Origin of the sequence: Acinetobacter sp. 2JN-4 (genome assembly GCF_003687745.1) — a bacterium.
GTDB lineage: Bacteria > Pseudomonadota > Gammaproteobacteria > Pseudomonadales > Moraxellaceae > Acinetobacter > Acinetobacter halotolerans.
In genome coordinates this window covers 1-16,371 of the sequence record NZ_RDNY01000008.1, presented here as the reverse complement: position 1 = coordinate 16,371, position 16,371 = coordinate 1, and the positions used below count along the sequence as shown (strand labels likewise).

The window sequence follows — 16,371 nt, the reverse complement described above, 5'->3', positions numbered from 1 at the left end:
AATTTTATTGAAAATGCTGATAGAATAACCAGTTGTTTATAGTTCTTTGAATTGAAGCGGTTTGACTTTGCTTTATAGGGGCAGAGTACAGTAAAATTGCCCAACATTGTAGGCCGATTTCGGCTTGATTGTACGAGAAACTTAATGACCCATTTTATTTTTGTCACTGGTGGTGTGGTTTCATCACTAGGTAAAGGTATTTCTGCTGCTTCTGTTGCCGCACTTTTGGAAGCTCGTGGCTTAAATGTCACGATGGTAAAAATGGATCCATATATCAATGTCGATCCAGGTACCATGAGCCCATTTCAGCACGGTGAAGTTTTTGTCACAGAGGATGGTGCTGAAACTGACTTAGATTTGGGATATTACGAACGTTTCCTACGTCGTGCAAAAATGACGAAGTTGAATAACTTCACCAGTGGACGTGTCTACCAAGACGTTTTAAACAAAGAACGCCGTGGTGATTACCTCGGTGGTACAGTCCAAGTTATTCCGCATATTACCGATAATATTAAAGAACGTGTATTACGTGCCGGTGAAGGTTACGATGTCGCGATCGTCGAGATCGGCGGTACAGTAGGTGATATCGAATCACTTCCATTTATGGAGTCAGTGCGTCAGCTTATGGTTGAACTGGGTCATAAACGGACCATGTTGATGCATTTAACTTTATTGCCATACATCAAGTCGGCTGCTGAACTTAAAACCAAACCAACTCAGCACTCTGTGAAAGAGTTGCTTTCAATTGGTATTCAACCCGATATTCTTATTTGCCGTACTGAATATGATGTTGATGCAGATACTAAACGTAAAATTGCATTGTTTACCAATGTAGAAGCACGTGCAGTTGTTGTATGTAAAGATGCAAAAACAATTTATCAAATTCCACGTAATTTCTCTGAACAAAACGTAGATGACTTAATCTGCGAACGTTTTGGCTATAACGATCTTCCAGAAGCAAATCTTGAAGACTGGGATAATGTGGTTGATGCACTATTAAACCCAGAATATATCGTGCGTGTCGCGATGGTGGGTAAATATGTTGAATTACCAGATGCTTATAAATCTGTAAATGAAGCACTTTTACATGCGGGTATCCAAAATCGCGTTAAAGTACAAATTGATTATGTTGATGCTGAATCTTTAGAAGGTCAGGATATTTCTGTACTTGAAACTGCGGATGCGATCTTAGTACCTGGTGGCTTTGGTGAGCGTGGTACTGAAGGTAAAATGCGTGCAATTCAATATGCGCGTGAAAATGGTGTTCCATTTTTAGGTATCTGTTTGGGTATGCAGTTGGCTGTGATTGAATATGCGCGTAATGTTGCAGGTGTGCCTGAAGCAACCTCAACTGAATTTAATCGTTCAACCAAGTATCCACTTATTGGCTTAATTACAGAATGGCTAGATGAACGTGGCGAATTACAACATCGTAGTCTTGAGTCAGACTTAGGCGGTACGATGCGTTTAGGTGCACAAAAATCAGAATTGGTTGAGGGTGCAAAAATTCGTAGCATCTATGGTCAAGCTGAAATTGTTGAGCGCCACCGCCATCGTTATGAAATGAATGACCGTTTTATTCCAACACTTGAACAAGCTGGAATGAAGGTTTCTGGTTATTCATCAGTACAACACTTAGTTGAAACTGTAGAAATTCCTGAACATCCTTGGTTTATTGCTGTACAATTCCATCCGGAATTTACAAGTTCACCACGTGATGGACATCCATTATTTGCTAGTTTTATTGAGGCTGCAAAAAAACAGCATCAGAAGTAAATAATGTAGGCTTTAAATAAACTGGGAAAGTTTAGATGTCACAATTAAAAGCACAAGAAGTTGTACGTTTAGGCGATATACAAATGGCAAATCATTTGCCATTTGTATTATTTGGCGGAATGAACGTACTCGAATCAAAAGATTTAGCCTTTGAAATCGCTGAAACTTATGTCGATATTTGCAAGCGCTTAGATATTCCTTACGTGTTCAAAGCGAGCTTTGATAAAGCGAATCGCTCTAGCTTAAATTCATTCCGTGGTCCAGGTTTGGAAAAAGGAATTGAATGGCTTGCAGACATAAAAAAACAGTTCAATGTTCCAATTATTACCGATGTGCATGAACCGTATCAGGCAGCGGAAGTTGCAGAAGTTGCAGATATTATCCAACTTCCAGCTTTTTTGAGTCGTCAGACTGATCTTGTTGAAGCAATGGCAAAGACACAGGCGATTATTAATATCAAGAAAGCACAATTTCTAGCGCCACACGAAATGCGTCATATCTTGCATAAATGTTTGGAAGCTGGGAACGACAAACTTATTCTTTGTGAACGTGGTTCAGCATTTGGTTATAACAACTTGGTTGTTGATATGCTCGGTTTTGACACGATGAAAGAAATGAATGTTCCGGTTTTCTTTGATGTGACCCATGCATTGCAAACACCTGGCGGTCGTTCAGATTCTGCTGGTGGTCGCCGTGCGCAAATAACCACATTAGCACGTGCTGGTATGGCAACTGGTTTAGCTGGTTTGTTCTTAGAAGCACATCCAGACCCTGAAAATGCAAAATGTGATGGACCTTGTGCATTGCGTTTATCTCAGCTTGAGCCATTTTTGGCGCAATTAAAAGAATTGGATACTTTGATCAAAGGATTCAAAAAGTTAGATACACATTAAACCAATCTTTCCCCTTTGAGTTCCTCTATAAAAGGGGAACGCTAAGGAAATATGGGTTTAATTTATTATTCATTCAACAGAGGAATTGTTCATGAGCCAAATCGTTGATATTCGTGCGCGCGAAATTTTGGACTCTCGTGGTAACCCAACCATCGAAGCAGACGTAATTTTAGAATCTGGGATTGTTGGTCGTGCATGTGCACCATCTGGTGCTTCAACTGGTTCTCGTGAAGCTTTAGAACTTCGTGACGGTGATAAAGCACGTTACTTAGGTAAAGGTGTTCGTACAGCGGTTAATAACGTTAACACACTGATTCGTGATGCTTTGTTGGGTAAATCAGTTTTTGAGCAAAAAGACATTGATAATACAATGATTGCGCTTGACGGTACTGAAAACAAAGAAAAATTAGGTGCTAATGCAACGCTAGCTGTATCTTTAGCGGTTGCACGTGCTGCTGCTGACGAAAAGAAAACACCGCTTTTCCAATACATCGCAGATCTTCGTGGTCAAACAATTTTGACGATGCCTGTTCCAATGATGAACATCATCAATGGTGGTTCACATGCGGATAATAATGTAGATATTCAAGAGTTCATGATTGAACCAGTCGGTTTCACTTCATTCTCTGAGGCACTACGTGCAGGTGCTGAAATTTTCCATTCTTTAAAATCAGTTTTAAAGAAACAAGGTCTAAATACAGCAGTTGGTGATGAAGGTGGTTTTGCGCCGAACCTTCGTTCTAATGAAGAAGCAATTACTGTTATTCTTGAGTCAATTGAAAAAACTGGCTATAAAGCAGGTTCTGATATTATGCTTGCGCTTGATTGTGCATCATCAGAATTCTACAAAAATGGTCAATACATTCTTGCGGGTGAAGGCAACAAAGCATTTACTAGCAATCAATTTGCTGACTACTTAGCGGGCCTTGTAAACCAGTATCCAATTATCTCAATCGAAGATGGTTTGGATGAGTCTGACTGGGAAGGTTGGAGCTACCTCACTTCAATCCTTGGTGATAAAATCCAATTGGTTGGTGATGATTTATTTGTAACCAATCCTAAGATTTTACAACGTGGTATTGATGAGAAAGTAGGTAACTCTATTCTGATCAAATATAACCAAATCGGTACTTTGACTGAAACTTTAGATGCAATTTACCTTGCTAAAGCAAATGGTTATAGCACTGTTATTTCACACCGTTCAGGTGAAACAGAAGATTCAACTATTGCTGATTTAGCAGTTGGTACAGCAGCAGGTCAAATCAAGACTGGTTCACTATGTCGTTCTGACCGTGTTGCAAAATATAACCAACTGCTTCGTATTGAAGAGTTAACTCAAGCAGCTTACCGCGGTAAAGCTGAGTTTAAAGGTCTAAATTAAGGTCAATCTCAGCTATGTTGAATTCTCCTGACCCTCTTTCTTTACAAAAGAGAGAAACTTCACGAATTCAGAATCCTATAGAATTCGTGACTGATCTTCCTTTAAAGAGGGATATAGGGAGTTTTTTATGTTAGAGATTTTTCGATCTACTTCAAGTAAGTTGATTCTGTTACTTGCAATCGTTTTGATTGCAAGTTTACAGTATCGGTTTTGGCTAGGTGAGGGCGGATACGTTCCTCATCAGGCTTTAACCCATCAAATTCAACAACAAGCTGAAATCAACACCGAGTTAAAAGAGCGTAACCGCATTTTGGCCGCAGAAGTTTTTGATTTAAAAAATGGAAGTGAGGCAATTGAGGAACATGCACGCCTAGATTTAGGTTTAGTCAAACCTAATGAAACCTTTGTGCAAATGAGTACCATCAGTACCCATTACAAACCCATTTATATTGATCCAAATGCAAAAGTAGATACCGCAACCAATGAAAACTAAGCTGTGGGCGGTTGTACCAGCAGCAGGTTCGGGCAGTCGCTTTTCCAAAACAGAACTCAAACAATATCAATACATCCAAAATCAAACTGTACTTGAGCATACGGTCAACCGTTTAAATACATTGAATTTGACCGGATGTGTACTTGCGATCGGTGAGCAAGACAATCATGCCGAAACACTTGCTTTCCAACATTCAGATAAATTGCACTTTTGTTCAGGTGGAGTAGAACGCGTTCATTCAGTGCTTAATGCCTTAATTTATCTATCTAATATTGCAGATGAAAATGACTGGGTTCTGGTACATGACGCCGCAAGACCATGTGTGACAACAGCGTGTTTGGAGAAATTAGTACGATCATCGGTACAAGCAAATCAAAGTTCGATTTTAGCGATACCAGTGCGCGATACTTTAAAATATGTACATGCTAATAATCAGATCGAAAAAACCGTCAGTCGTGAGCATTTATGGCAAGCACAAACACCACAAATGGCAAAATTAAAAACGCTCAAACATGCGATTGAGGCTGCTTTGGCTGCCCAAATCAATATCACCGATGAAGCAAGTGCCTTGGAATATATCAGTGAGCCGGTGCAGGTTGTACAGGGGCGTTCAGATAATATTAAAATCACTTATGCCGATGATTTAGAGCTTGCTCGATTAATTCTTCAGTCTCAAGCAAATTAATTCAATCATTAAACATGTGATGATCAAATCCCAAAATAGCCTAAGTAAGAATTAGATGAAATTTATAATTTTTCTACTTACTTAAATGACAAAGATTTCACAATTTGTTAAATTTAAACAACATTCTTAATAATGGATCAATAAATGAAAAAATTATTACTTGCAGGTCTTTTTAGTTTTTCTTTAGTTGGTTGTGCAACAACAACTCAACAGCCTCAAGATACCGTACAGGAAACGATTCGTTACTCAACCAGCCCTTGTTTTGGTACATGCCCGATTTATTCTGTTGAAATTTCTCCTTCAGGGAAGGTTCATTTTGATGGGAAGCAATATACAAAAGTTGTTGGGGCACAAGATCTTACCGTTGATCCTTCTATTTATAGCAAGCTTCAACAAGAGCTGAAAACGTATCGCCCTGAAACTGGTACGAGTGTAAAAACTACAGCTTGTGAAGAAACCGCAACTGACCAACAGAATGCCTATTTTTCTTGGTCACGCCCAGATGGTACAGTAACTAATTTAAGTCACTACATGGGCTGTATTTCTCCAGCAAATGCTGAGCTAAATAAACTGATTGAAAAGTTACCAAAAATGATTGGGGTTGATGGTTTAGTGAGTTAAATAGAATATTTATTTGCCCCGATATATCGGGGCATTTTTATATGAAGATTGCCATTTTATGCTGGCATTGGAAATTCACCTTGTTGTAAAAACTGTGATAATTCAAAACGAACAATGCTTGAATCTTCGACCGCTTTAAATATAACTTCATCCGCACCAATATCACAAAACCATTGCGCTCGATCAATTGGGCTATTTTGGCTAAAGTGATCTGCTGTAAATAGTCCAACACAAGCTGCATGGTTATTTTCACGAGCAGATGGATATTCAAATATTTCTATGCCTGCATTTCTCATTGCTGTACCAAGTTGCTGGGCATAACTATAATTTGTCGGGTGAGCGATAAAATCAAGATACTGGTCAAATGGTGGAGATTGTAAACGAATTCCATTAGTACAATGATAGCCGACTGAGAATAAGGTGTGCTCGGTACGTATCGTGTTTTTCTTAGGTTTTCCATCCATTGAATGCCAGAATATAAAGCGATAATAAGCTGATTCTGCTAGTGTAACCGTGATGCTACATCCTCCATAAAAAATACTTGGTTCAAAGGTACGACCAAAACGTGAACCCCATTTTAATGGCGGGTAGCGAAAAGGTGTTTTAAGCAGATAATGTAAATGATCTGAGTGTGGAGGGTATGGTGGCTTAACCAATTCCAGCATATCCTCCAATAATGCTTGTTCTTCTAAGGTATCAACTAATTGTCGTGTCGCAATTTGTTCTTGGCTCTCAACTAAACGATATAAAGTACCAGATAGAGGCGTTATTTGTTTGTTTCCTTCACACTGTTGCCATAGATTTTTTCCAATGGCCGTCATACTTTACCTCGAATTGCATCAACAAATTGCAGAACAGACACCAGTCCACTCACACTTTCGATTTGTTCAACAGGAACACCACCAGTCACACGATTTGGTGTATTCATAAAGTGACGCATCCAGTCTGTGTCTCCACCTGTCAAAGCATATAATGCGCGTGATAGACGAATAAGCAATAGCGCCAATTCACCTTGTTTAGAAGCAGGATCTAACTCAGGATTGTTTTTCAATCGGCTGATCGCTGTACGGTGTACACCTAAAATGGCGGCCAATTGTACTTGTTTTAGGTCAAGTTGCTCTGCTGCATTGAGCACCGCTTTAGCGAGGACTACTTTTTTGTCTGCGGGTTGTTTTAGTAATGCACTCATGATGAAACCCTCATGTTGTATATGCACTTATTATAGTTTAATTGTGCATTATGCACAATGTGGTGCTTGAGTAATGGTTTTTTGTCAGTATGATAGAAGTAGAGCTTGATCAATGATTCTAATTTTTAAGGAATAAAGATAGATAAATCAATCATTAGATTGGATTAATAAAATAGCTTATATTATTATGCTAAATAATATATTATAAAAACACATAATGTTGAGGTGAGATATGTATAGCATTTTGATGGCATTGTTTGGTGGTGTTCTTATTGGATTAGCAGTCGTTGGTTATTTATATGTGAATGGTCGTATCGCAGGTATTAGTGGTTTGATCGCCCAACTACTTCAACCCAAATCAATGCTTAAAAGTTCTGCCTTTTGGTTTTTGTTAGGTTTGCTTATCACCCCATTTATTTATCAATTTTTTATTCAGCCTGAAATTATCTTAGTGTCATCGCCGATAGCCTTGATTATTGCTGGTTTATTGGTCGGTTTTGGTACACGTCTAGGGTCAGGTTGTACCAGTGGACATGGTATTTGTGGGATAAGTCGTTTATCTATCCGTTCAATAATCGCAACGATGATATTTATGTTTGCTGGGATCGTAACGGTATATATAGCTCGTCATCTATTGGGAGCGATGTAATGAAAAATATTTTCGCTTTTTTCTTTGGTGGTTTATTTGCTTTAGGTTTAATGATTTCTGGGATGTCAAATCCAGAAAAGGTTTTGGGTTTCTTAGATATCTTTGGCCAATGGGATATTAGTTTAATGTTTGTGATGATTGGAGCAATTGCCGTTGCGATTATTCCTTTCCAAAAAGCAATTCGGCACCCAAAAACATTATTTGGAGAAAAAATTACTTTACCAACGAATACTCAAATTGATAAGAAACTTGTGATAGGAGCCATACTATTTGGTATAGGGTGGGGAATTGCGGGTGTTTGTCCTGCGCCTGCAATTACATTGATTGGTTTGGGTTATTCTGAGATTTGGTATTTCATTATGGCAATGCTGTTTGGTATGTTTATCGATTATGTATGGGTTGAACGGTCGGAGAAATAAAATGCAACATCCTCAAGTTAAAGCTTTTTTTGATCAAGATACCAATACATTTAGTTATGTAGTGAACGATCCACAAACGAACTGTTGCGCTGTAATCGATAGTGTATTGAATTATGATGCTGCATCAGCTTCAACCTCGACTGAAAGCGCGGATCAAATCATTCAATATATTGGGGATTATCAATTAAAAGTTGAGTGGATATTGGAAACACATGTACATGCAGACCATCTAACGGCTTCGCAATATTTAAAATCAAAATTGGGCGGAAAAGTTGCGATGAGTGAAAAGATCAGCATTGTTCAAGAAACTTTTAGTGCGATATATGGCATTGATATAAAGTATTTTAATACACATCAAACCTTTGATTATTTATTTAAAGATAATGAGCATTTTAGCATTGGTAAATTGGATGCATTTAATCTTCCAACACCTGGGCATACACCTGCATGCTTGAGCTATGTAATCGGTGATGCCGTGTTCGTAGGCGATACACTATTTATGCCTGATTACGGTACGGCACGGTGTGATTTTCCCAAAGGCAGTGCAGATACTTTATTTGATTCTGTACAAGCTTTATATGAGCTTCCTGATCAAACACGAGTTTTTCTCTGCCATGATTACAAACCTGAAGGAAGAAGTGAATACTGTTATGAAACAAGTATCAATGCACAAAAACAGAGTAATATTCATATCGATGCTAAAACCCGCAAACAAGATTTTGTGAATATGCGACAAGCACGAGATGCAACTTTAGCTATGCCCAAACTGATTCTGCCATCTATTCAAATCAACATGGATGCTGGACGTTTTCCTGAACCTGAGTCCAATGGCATACGTTATTTAAAGTTACCTCTTAACTACTTTAAGCAGTGAATCATCTAAGCCGGGGTTACTAAATGTCGATGTTATTGCATGTGCTAAAAATAGCCTAAGTAAATTTAATCATCTATTTTATTAACCTTAGCACCATTCAATTTCCTAACATAAACTTTTGTACATTCAGTCAACGCTATGATAAAAATACAATTCATTTTAAAACTTGCTGAAATTAAGGTGTTTAAATGACCACCATTTATTTAGTCAGACATGGTCAGGCTTCATTTGGTAAAAGTGATTACGATGAGCTATCTGAAAATGGTGAAGCACAAGCAAAGCTCTTAGGGCAGTATTTTAAGCATCTTTTTACTGAACCGCCTTATATCGTTTCAGGTAGCATGAAGCGCCATCAACAAACCACGCAAATTTCATTGAATGAGTGTTTTCCTCAAGCAGATTATAAAACTGATGGGTTATGGAATGAGTTTAATCATCAGCAAGTATTTTCTTTATATGAGCCAAGGTTTGCCCAACCAGAAGTATTGCAACAAGATGTCTTTCAAGAAGTAGATCCAAGAGCTTATTTATTTCAGATTTTCGATCAAGCGATTGCTCGTTGGACAAATGAAGAATTTCATCATGAGTATGACGAATCTTGGATCACCTTTAAAATGCGTGTAGAAAGTGCATTAGAAAGTTTATGTACAGAGTTAGCACATAAACAACCCCAAGAAGCCGTTGTTTTCACCTCAGGTGGCGTGATCTCCGTTGTAGTTGGTAAATTACTTGAGCTAAGTGTGCAACGTACTTTCGCGCTAAGCTGGTCGATTGCGAACACAAGTGTTACTACCTTGAAGTTAGTCAATGGTGAACCACAGTTGCTAAGTGTGAATGAGCATCAATTTATCAAATCTAAAAATCCAGATTTGTTAACTTGGTTGTAACTTGGAAAACTCGTGTATTAAATCATCTAAAAAGTGATGTCCGCTTACTCAGACTTCAACTCTTGTGAGTCTATGGAAATGTGACAAAAAATAGACAGGCACACGTGTTCTGAGTGGGTTTTTCGAGTTTCTGTGGTATAAAAATATCTCAACAATTCAACTTGAGAATAAGAAATGTCTGAACAAAAATATCACTGGTATTTAATTGGTTATACTTTTAATGATAAGAATGGTAGTGGTAATACTCGAAATTTTAGCATTCAACTGCCCTTGGAAACCTTTTTACCACCCGTTTCCCAATCAAAATTAAATGAGCTTGGTGTAATTGGATTGGAGTGGATCAGAAAGAATGATTCATCAGCAGATCCTGAGAACTTGTTTACGTTATCTATTTGTTATTTAGGTGAGATGACCACGAAGGAATTTCACGCTTAAAATGATTAGATCGGAAAGCCCTTAGCTGGGCTTTCCATTTCTGTATTGTATAAAAACTCTTGTTTTAGTAACTTAGAAGGAAAAGAAGAACGATAAAAACAGCATAAATCTGTAATTCAGCATTCAGTTCAACAATTATCTTTTCCTATTCAGTGATTTAATAATATTTTTCGTTTTAGGTTTTCATTCCGTCTTGTTCAATTTTTACTGCTGCTTTCCAGCTAGGTAATAAACTTAATCCCTCGACATATTTTTGAATATTTGGATATTTCTCACCTTGTGCCATTTGATGAATTAAGGCATGAAGTCCAAATCCCATCATAAAGTCTGCACCAGTTAAACGATCCTCCACCAAATATGATTTATTTTCTAAATATTCATTAAGAAAACCAAAGACCTTATCAAATTCTACTTGAGTATAGTTTTCTAAAAATACCAACTGTGTACCTTGCTTCGTCTCTATCTCATTAAAAACTTTTAATAAAAATGGCAACATGGCAGAGCTTTCAGAGAAATGAATCCACTGTAGATAGTCTACATAACTAGCATCATCGATGTCAGGTGCTAAGTGAGGTGCAAATTTCTGAATTAATAATTCGATTATAGCACCCGATTCCGCAATGGTTTTACCTTGCCACTCAATCACAGGAGACTTACCTAAAGGATGAATGTTTTTTAAGGACTCAGGTGCTAAATGTGTGGTTAAATCACGGTAATAGCGTTGTAGTTGATACGGCTGTTTAATTTCTTCAAGTAGCCACAAAATTCGAAAAGAACGTGATTGATCTAAATGATGTAATGTGATCATGATAATTCCTGTTAATGAGTTTTACGGCAATTTTCACACACTTTTCGAATTTCAATAAACGATTAAACGCGTTGAAATGTTGCTATACGAAAAGGCACAAGCAAAAAGCTTGAAATTTCTATAAAATGATCAAAATTATTCACTCAATTTTAAATTTGGTTTTTTACATAAATGGCTGATATAGAAATAGAAACACATCCGCTAACTCCTTTTCTGCCTGCTCATGCAAAACTGCTCATGTTAGGAAGTTTTCCACCACCTCAAAATAGATGGAAAATGAATTTTTATTATCCAAACTATCAGAACGATATGTGGCGTATCTTTGGTTTGATTTTCTTTGAAGATAAAGATTACTTTTTAGATTTGTCGAACAGAAATTTTAAGGAACCAAAAATTCGTGATTTCTTAACACAAATTGGTATCGGAATATTTGATACGGCCTATCAAGTTAAACGACTGCAAGGTAATGCTTCGGACAAGTTTTTGGAAATCGTCAAACCAACAGATTTATCGGAATTGCTAGAGCAAATCCCAATGTGCCATACCATCATGACCACAGGGGATAAGGCAACTGATACTTTAATGCAGCATTTTCCAGAGCAAGCAAATAAGCCAATGATTGGTCAATCTGTACAAGTAAATTATGCTAATCGTGAGCTTAATTTATATCGTTTACCATCATCGTCACGGGCATATCCTTTAGCCTTAGAAAAAAAAGCGGATGCTTATCGACAATTCTTTGAAATAATTGGTTTGGTGTAATCAATCTAAAATTGAACTACATCATCCATTCCACTGGAAAATAAGACACGAAATACATGCTAAACCTTTGGAATCTAGTACTCTCAGGGTCGTGATGATGTTCAATTACTTGACCATTTTCCTTATGTTCAAACCAAACAATATTGCCATCTGAATCAAGTTTAAGTTTATAGGCGACTTGTAGCATGTGTTCATCCAGAAGTGCGGTAATTTGATTCTGTAATTGATCTGATTCAACCACCAAACCGACTTCAGTGTTTAAATGCGCAGAACGAGGGTCAAAATTAAAAGAACCAATAAAAACTTTACCATCTACATCAAAGAATTTTGCATGTAGGCTTGAGCGATTTTTGCCTTTTACAGGAATTACGCTACCCGTTGCGATTTCATACCAAGTCCGTTTTTTTCTTTCGATATTGGGTTTGAACTCGTAAAGTTGTACGCCATTTTGTAGAAGCGTTTTACGGTATTGACTATAAAATGAATGTACCACAGCGACATCATTGGCGACCAAACTATTTGTGAGCACCCTAACTTTGATACCGTTATTCGATAATTGGCTTAAGTATTCTGTTCCACGTTGAGTTGGCACAAAATAGGCCGAAACCAATTCCATGTGCTGCGTGGGGGGCCCCATAATCTTTAAGACTTGCGAATATAGCAGTTCTTGATCTTTAGCTTGACCTGACGCCTTATTTGGACGATCCGCAACAAAGTGTGCTTTTGCCCATTGAACAGGGTAGTTTTGAAGACGGATTTTTAAATAATCCTGCGCAGCTTCAAGCTTCTTTTCCGTGAGCGTATTTTCTTCGTCAAAAGCCTGATAGCTTTGCCTAATACTTTCAAATTGCTGCGGTGTGCCTTGGCCAAGCAACTGTTCAGTAGAATAACTTAAAGGACTTTGCCAAAACTCATCGAAGACCTCAGCAGCGTGATCAACAGACGCACCATAAAATAAGATGTCCATGTCACTAAATTGGAATTGATCGCTGGCGTCAAAGTATTCATTACTAATATTTCGGCCACCAGTAACTGCGATTGATGAATCAGCAATTGTGAGTTTATTGTGCATTCGATGATTAATTTGCTTTAACCTAAAAATATAATCAATGAATCGCAGATGTCTAAACTTATATGGATTAAAAATACGAATGTCTAGGTTTGGATGTATGGATAGCGCTTTGAGAGTTTTATCAAGTTTGACGCCATTTTGATCATCAATAAGTAGCCGGATTTTAACCCCTCGGTCAGCAGCATTGAGTAATTCATAAAGCATCAATTTGCCAATTGGATCATCATTCCAAATGTAATATTGCAAATCTAAACGATGTTTAGCATTCCTGATTAAGTGAATACGAGATGCGATACTTAAAAATGCATCATCCAAAGCTAAAAATGCAGTTAAACCCTTTTCAATATTAAGATCGGTTTGAGGATCATTTATCCATTTTGTTTTTGTTTGCAAAGGATTACTCCGATCATGGTTTTGATTGGGGGGCAGTGAACAGCCACTCATTGCTAACATAATAACAAGTGTCGTTATTTTGAAATGGTATGAATTATTTATCATTTTATTTATCAAGCGTGTGAGTCCAACAGTAATTTGTAGGTGATTGATTTTCTTATATATCTAAATACGTTTTCTTTCCAAGGTTTAAATGTAATTATAAATATAATCAATAACTTATATTTTTATTTATATATTTTTCCTATCTAAATACTCTCAATCGGTACAACTGTATAGTATATAAATCAATAAATATTGAGCCATAGTACTATACTGGTGTATAGTATATTTTTAGATTTAATGTGGTCTACATTATGCCTAAGCAATTAGAGGACAAAAAAAAGATCCTCACTCGTGTAAGACGAATCCAAGGTCAAGTCCAGAGTGTTGAGCGTGCTTTGGAAAATGACGCAGAATGCGCAGATATTTTGCAGCAAATCTGTGCAGTTCGTGGCGCAATAAATGGTTTGATGACTGAACTTCTCGAAATTCATTTAAAAGATACTTTGGTTGTCGGTGAATCTTCCGAGTTGCAACGCAGTCAAGAGCTGATTCAAGTCAGTAAAATTCTTAAATCTTATTTAAAGTAAAATTCAGGAGTGTCATTGTGATTAAATCTCGTGCAGCCGTTGCTTTTGCCGCTGGTGAACCATTACAAATCGTAGAGCTTGATGTTGAGCCACCTAAAGCAGGTGAAGTCCTCATTAAAATTACGCATACAGGTGTATGCCATACAGATGCATTTACTTTATCAGGTGATGATCCTGAAGGTGTTTTTCCTGCCGTTTTGGGTCATGAAGGCGCAGGAGTTGTGGTTCAAATCGGAGAAGGTGTAACCAGTGTTGCAGTTGGTGACCATGTCATTCCGCTGTATACCGCTGAGTGCAAAGAATGTTTATTCTGTAAATCGGGCAAAACCAATTTATGCGTTGCGGTTCGTGCAACTCAAGGTAAGGGTGTTATGCCTGATGGCACAACCCGTTTTTCTTATAATGGCCAGCCAATTTACCACTATATGGGTTGTTCAACTTTCAGCGAATATACGGTTGTAGCTGAAGTTTCTTTGGCGAAAATCAACCCTGAAGCCAATCATGAACAAGTCTGTTTATTAGGCTGTGGTGTAACGACAGGTATCGGTGCAGTACATAACACAGCCAAAGTACAAGAGGGCGATAGTGTTGCAGTCTTTGGTTTAGGTGGTATTGGTTTGGCTGTAGTACAAGGTGCACGTCAGGCTAAAGCTGGGCGAATCATTGTGGTGGATACAAATCCAGAGAAATTTGAATTGGCGAAACAGTTTGGTGCAACGGATTGTTTAAATCCAAAAGATTATGAACAACCGATTCAGCAAGTGATTGTAGAAATGACAGGTTGGGGCGTTGATCATTCTTTTGAATGTATTGGTAATACCAATGTGATGCGTTCTGCGTTGGAGTGTGCACATCGTGGTTGGGGACAATCAGTGATTATTGGTGTGGCCGGTGCAGGTCAGGAAATTTCGACACGTCCTTTCCAGTTGGTCACAGGTCGTAAGTGGATGGGTACAGCTTTCGGTGGGGTGAAAGGTCGTTCGCAACTCCCGAAAATGGTAGAAGATGCGATGAAAGGTGAAATTCAACTGGAGCCTTTTGTAACGCATACCATGCCACTTGAGGATATTAATGAAGCCTTTGATTTGATGCATGAAGGTAAATCTATCCGTACTGTGATTCATTTCTAATTTTTAAGTTTAGATTTGATGGTGCGAAAAGTGCCATCAAATCATTTATGAGCATTTATTCATGGCTAAAGTACGTTTAAAAATTCATGTTCGTATACTGTCGGAAAATGAAATTGCGTTTGGACCTGGAAAAGCAGAGTTACTTGAAGCGATTCAACGTACAGGTTCAATCTCTCAAGCCGCTAAATCCATGAATATGAGCTATCGGCGTGCGTGGCAATTGGTAGATACCATGAACCAATGTTTTCGTTCCAATCTTGTTGAAACCCAGACTGGTGGAACGCATGGTGGTGGTGCAGTGGTCACGGAATTAGGACAATTGGTATTAAATAAATTTAGAATAATGGAGCAGCATGTGGCTCAAGCACTAGCAACTGAATTTGAAGAGCTATCTAATTATATGAAAGTAAAATGAAGAATAGGATGATTGTCCAGTGAATTTTTAAAAGGCATCCCTTCTATGATGGTGACACAAATCGTCACAAATAGACGAAACTGTCTGAACATAAGCGCGATTTTTCCTGTAAAATGCCTTCACGTTTAAAAAAACTCAATAAGAAGCAATGTTCAAGACTATTTATGCTGCATTAGAACAACTTGGCTTAACCGCACAAAAACGTGCAATTCATATTCAATTTTCGAATCCTGCTTTAGCCAATCAGGTATTTTTGCAGCGTATTGAAGGTACGCATAGTCTGAATGGTGGGGTTACTGCCGAACTGTTCTGCCTATCAACCAATGTGGCTATTCCCTTAAAACAATTCATTGGTTGCCAAGTTGCTGTCGATACCGTTACGGATATAGGCACACTATTCAGAACCACAGGGATTATCACCGAGGCCGTACAAGGGCAGTCTGATGGAAGTTTGACTCTATATAAACTCAAACTGCAAGACCCTACTGCACTGTGGCACAAACGCCGTAACAGCCGCGTGTTTATGAATAAAACCGTGTTGGATATTATTCAAACCCTTTTCAAAGAATGGCAACAACGTAGTCCCTTATTTGCATCCAGTCTTACGCTTGATATTAGCGGCGTTACACAAGACTACGATGTCCGACCCTTTGTGATGCAAGCCAATGAAAGCGACTACGACTTTATTAGCCGCTTACTCAGAAGCGAAGGCATTAACTGGCTGATCGATGAAGCCCAACTCAACGTTGCCAACAGCAATAGCCCAATCCAAGCCCAAAAACTTCGTTTGATCGATGACAACAACCAATACCAAGCCTTAAATCGAAGAACGATTCGCTACCATCGCAGCAGTGCCA

20 protein-coding genes are annotated in these 16,371 nt (G+C 38.1%); 16 read left to right on the top strand and 4 right to left on the bottom strand.

Annotated elements, in window-relative coordinates; translation table 11 throughout:
* The first annotated feature begins 144 nt into the window (after positions 1-144).
* From EAH57_RS11750 to EAH57_RS11725, 6 genes are all read left to right on the top strand, one after another.
* Complete coding sequence (locus EAH57_RS11750; RefSeq protein WP_121930208.1) at positions 145-1,776, top strand: CTP synthase; 1,632 nt, start codon at positions 145-147, stop codon at positions 1,774-1,776.
* 35 nt (positions 1,777-1,811) lie between these two features.
* Positions 1,812-2,669, top strand: coding sequence for a 3-deoxy-8-phosphooctulonate synthase (gene kdsA, locus EAH57_RS11745; protein WP_121930207.1), 858 nt, complete (start codon positions 1,812-1,814; stop codon positions 2,667-2,669).
* A gap of 91 nt (positions 2,670-2,760) precedes the next feature.
* The gene (gene eno, locus EAH57_RS11740) at positions 2,761-4,050 is read left to right on the top strand and encodes a phosphopyruvate hydratase (RefSeq protein ID WP_004671269.1); all 1,290 of its coding nucleotides are present in this window, start codon (positions 2,761-2,763) and stop codon (positions 4,048-4,050) included.
* A gap of 127 nt (positions 4,051-4,177) precedes the next feature.
* Positions 4,178-4,543 (top strand): cell division protein FtsB, encoded by a 366-nt coding sequence (ftsB, locus tag EAH57_RS11735; protein ID WP_004671267.1) that lies wholly within the window; start codon positions 4,178-4,180, stop codon positions 4,541-4,543.
* A complete protein-coding gene (gene ispD / locus EAH57_RS11730) occupies positions 4,533-5,228 on the top strand; it encodes a 2-C-methyl-D-erythritol 4-phosphate cytidylyltransferase (RefSeq protein ID WP_121930206.1) in 696 nt (231 codons plus the stop codon). The genes ftsB and ispD overlap by 11 nt, the downstream gene beginning before the upstream one ends.
* Positions 5,229-5,372: 144 nt before the next feature.
* The gene (locus tag EAH57_RS11725) at positions 5,373-5,849 is read left to right on the top strand and encodes a DUF6438 domain-containing protein (RefSeq protein ID WP_121930205.1); all 477 of its coding nucleotides are present in this window, start codon (positions 5,373-5,375) and stop codon (positions 5,847-5,849) included.
* A gap of 56 nt (positions 5,850-5,905) precedes the next feature.
* Here the strand turns inward: EAH57_RS11725 and EAH57_RS11720 are convergent, their stop codons facing one another.
* Both EAH57_RS11720 and EAH57_RS11715 read right to left on the bottom strand, forming a co-directional pair.
* Positions 5,906-6,670, bottom strand: a complete 765-nt coding sequence (locus EAH57_RS11720) for an RES family NAD+ phosphorylase (protein WP_121930204.1) — start codon at positions 6,668-6,670, stop codon at positions 5,906-5,908.
* A complete protein-coding gene (locus EAH57_RS11715; protein ID WP_004671256.1) occupies positions 6,667-7,038 on the bottom strand; it encodes an MbcA/ParS/Xre antitoxin family protein in 372 nt (123 codons plus the stop codon). Before EAH57_RS11715 ends, EAH57_RS11720 begins: the two co-directional genes overlap by 4 nt.
* Positions 7,039-7,270: 232 nt before the next feature.
* Between EAH57_RS11715 and EAH57_RS11710 the strand changes: the two genes are divergently transcribed.
* From EAH57_RS11710 to EAH57_RS11690, 5 genes are all read left to right on the top strand, one after another.
* Entirely contained in the window at positions 7,271-7,687 is a 417-nt protein-coding gene (locus tag EAH57_RS11710; RefSeq protein ID WP_121930203.1) for a YeeE/YedE family protein, read from the top strand.
* Complete coding sequence (locus EAH57_RS11705; RefSeq protein WP_121930202.1) at positions 7,687-8,106, top strand: YeeE/YedE family protein; 420 nt, start codon at positions 7,687-7,689, stop codon at positions 8,104-8,106. Before EAH57_RS11710 ends, EAH57_RS11705 begins: the two co-directional genes overlap by 1 nt.
* 1 nt (position 8,107) lies before the next feature.
* Entirely contained in the window at positions 8,108-8,980 is an 873-nt protein-coding gene (locus EAH57_RS11700) for an MBL fold metallo-hydrolase (RefSeq protein WP_121930201.1), read from the top strand.
* Between the two features lie 188 nt (positions 8,981-9,168).
* On the top strand, positions 9,169-9,867 hold the full coding sequence (locus tag EAH57_RS11695; protein ID WP_121930200.1) for a histidine phosphatase family protein: 699 nt from the start codon (positions 9,169-9,171) through the stop codon (positions 9,865-9,867).
* A gap of 174 nt (positions 9,868-10,041) precedes the next feature.
* Positions 10,042-10,302 (top strand): hypothetical protein, encoded by a 261-nt coding sequence (locus EAH57_RS11690; protein ID WP_121930199.1) that lies wholly within the window; start codon positions 10,042-10,044, stop codon positions 10,300-10,302.
* Positions 10,303-10,477: 175 nt separating this feature from the next.
* Here EAH57_RS11690 and EAH57_RS11685 read toward each other — a convergent pair whose 3' ends face one another.
* Complete coding sequence (locus tag EAH57_RS11685; protein ID WP_121930198.1) at positions 10,478-11,110, bottom strand: glutathione S-transferase family protein; 633 nt, start codon at positions 11,108-11,110, stop codon at positions 10,478-10,480.
* 171 nt (positions 11,111-11,281) lie between these two features.
* Here EAH57_RS11685 and EAH57_RS11680 point away from each other — a divergent pair, with 171 nt between their 5' ends.
* The gene (locus EAH57_RS11680; protein ID WP_121930197.1) at positions 11,282-11,872 is read left to right on the top strand and encodes a uracil-DNA glycosylase family protein; all 591 of its coding nucleotides are present in this window, start codon (positions 11,282-11,284) and stop codon (positions 11,870-11,872) included.
* Positions 11,873-11,888: 16 nt separating this feature from the next.
* Here EAH57_RS11680 and EAH57_RS11675 read toward each other — a convergent pair whose 3' ends face one another.
* Positions 11,889-13,397, bottom strand: coding sequence for a phospholipase D family protein (locus EAH57_RS11675; RefSeq protein ID WP_121930196.1), 1,509 nt, complete (start codon positions 13,395-13,397; stop codon positions 11,889-11,891).
* 296 nt (positions 13,398-13,693) lie between these two features.
* Between EAH57_RS11675 and EAH57_RS11670 the strand changes: the two genes are divergently transcribed.
* The 4 genes from EAH57_RS11670 to EAH57_RS11655 form a co-directional block, all read left to right on the top strand.
* Entirely contained in the window at positions 13,694-13,969 is a 276-nt protein-coding gene (locus tag EAH57_RS11670; RefSeq protein ID WP_121930195.1) for a metal/formaldehyde-sensitive transcriptional repressor, read from the top strand.
* A gap of 20 nt (positions 13,970-13,989) precedes the next feature.
* Complete coding sequence (locus EAH57_RS11665) at positions 13,990-15,099, top strand: S-(hydroxymethyl)glutathione dehydrogenase/class III alcohol dehydrogenase (protein ID WP_121930322.1); 1,110 nt, start codon at positions 13,990-13,992, stop codon at positions 15,097-15,099.
* A 61-nt stretch (positions 15,100-15,160) separates the two neighbouring features.
* The gene (locus EAH57_RS11660) at positions 15,161-15,514 is read left to right on the top strand and encodes a winged helix-turn-helix domain-containing protein (RefSeq protein ID WP_121930194.1); all 354 of its coding nucleotides are present in this window, start codon (positions 15,161-15,163) and stop codon (positions 15,512-15,514) included.
* A gap of 148 nt (positions 15,515-15,662) precedes the next feature.
* A partial coding sequence (locus tag EAH57_RS11655; protein ID WP_215624552.1) for a phage late control D family protein occupies positions 15,663-16,371 on the top strand: 709 nt, incomplete at its 3' end.

What these genes read in the sequence shown, in the direction of transcription:
- EAH57_RS11680 (WP_121930197.1), top strand. Translation starts at nt 11,282, where the DNA reads ATGGCTGATATAGAAATAGAAACACATCCGCTAACTCCTTTTCTGCCT.
- kdsA (WP_121930207.1), top strand. Translation starts at nt 1,812, where the DNA reads ATGTCACAATTAAAAGCACAAGAAGTTGTACGTTTAGGCGATATACAA.
- EAH57_RS11725 (WP_121930205.1), top strand. Translation starts at nt 5,373, where the DNA reads ATGAAAAAATTATTACTTGCAGGTCTTTTTAGTTTTTCTTTAGTTGGT.
- EAH57_RS11750 (WP_121930208.1), top strand. Translation starts at nt 145, where the DNA reads ATGACCCATTTTATTTTTGTCACTGGTGGTGTGGTTTCATCACTAGGT.
- EAH57_RS11700 (WP_121930201.1), top strand. Translation starts at nt 8,108, where the DNA reads ATGCAACATCCTCAAGTTAAAGCTTTTTTTGATCAAGATACCAATACA.
- EAH57_RS11715 (WP_004671256.1), bottom strand. Translation starts at nt 7,038, where the DNA reads ATGAGTGCATTACTAAAACAACCCGCAGACAAAAAAGTAGTCCTCGCT.
- EAH57_RS11710 (WP_121930203.1), top strand. Translation starts at nt 7,271, where the DNA reads ATGTATAGCATTTTGATGGCATTGTTTGGTGGTGTTCTTATTGGATTA.
- EAH57_RS11720 (WP_121930204.1), bottom strand. Translation starts at nt 6,670, where the DNA reads ATGACGGCCATTGGAAAAAATCTATGGCAACAGTGTGAAGGAAACAAA.
- ispD (WP_121930206.1), top strand. Translation starts at nt 4,533, where the DNA reads ATGAAAACTAAGCTGTGGGCGGTTGTACCAGCAGCAGGTTCGGGCAGT.
- EAH57_RS11685 (WP_121930198.1), bottom strand. Translation starts at nt 11,110, where the DNA reads ATGATCACATTACATCATTTAGATCAATCACGTTCTTTTCGAATTTTG.
- EAH57_RS11690 (WP_121930199.1), top strand. Translation starts at nt 10,042, where the DNA reads ATGTCTGAACAAAAATATCACTGGTATTTAATTGGTTATACTTTTAAT.
- eno (WP_004671269.1), top strand. Translation starts at nt 2,761, where the DNA reads ATGAGCCAAATCGTTGATATTCGTGCGCGCGAAATTTTGGACTCTCGT.
- EAH57_RS11705 (WP_121930202.1), top strand. Translation starts at nt 7,687, where the DNA reads ATGAAAAATATTTTCGCTTTTTTCTTTGGTGGTTTATTTGCTTTAGGT.
- ftsB (WP_004671267.1), top strand. Translation starts at nt 4,178, where the DNA reads ATGTTAGAGATTTTTCGATCTACTTCAAGTAAGTTGATTCTGTTACTT.
- EAH57_RS11670 (WP_121930195.1), top strand. Translation starts at nt 13,694, where the DNA reads ATGCCTAAGCAATTAGAGGACAAAAAAAAGATCCTCACTCGTGTAAGA.
- EAH57_RS11675 (WP_121930196.1), bottom strand. Translation starts at nt 13,397, where the DNA reads ATGTTAGCAATGAGTGGCTGTTCACTGCCCCCCAATCAAAACCATGAT.
- EAH57_RS11660 (WP_121930194.1), top strand. Translation starts at nt 15,161, where the DNA reads ATGGCTAAAGTACGTTTAAAAATTCATGTTCGTATACTGTCGGAAAAT.
- EAH57_RS11695 (WP_121930200.1), top strand. Translation starts at nt 9,169, where the DNA reads ATGACCACCATTTATTTAGTCAGACATGGTCAGGCTTCATTTGGTAAA.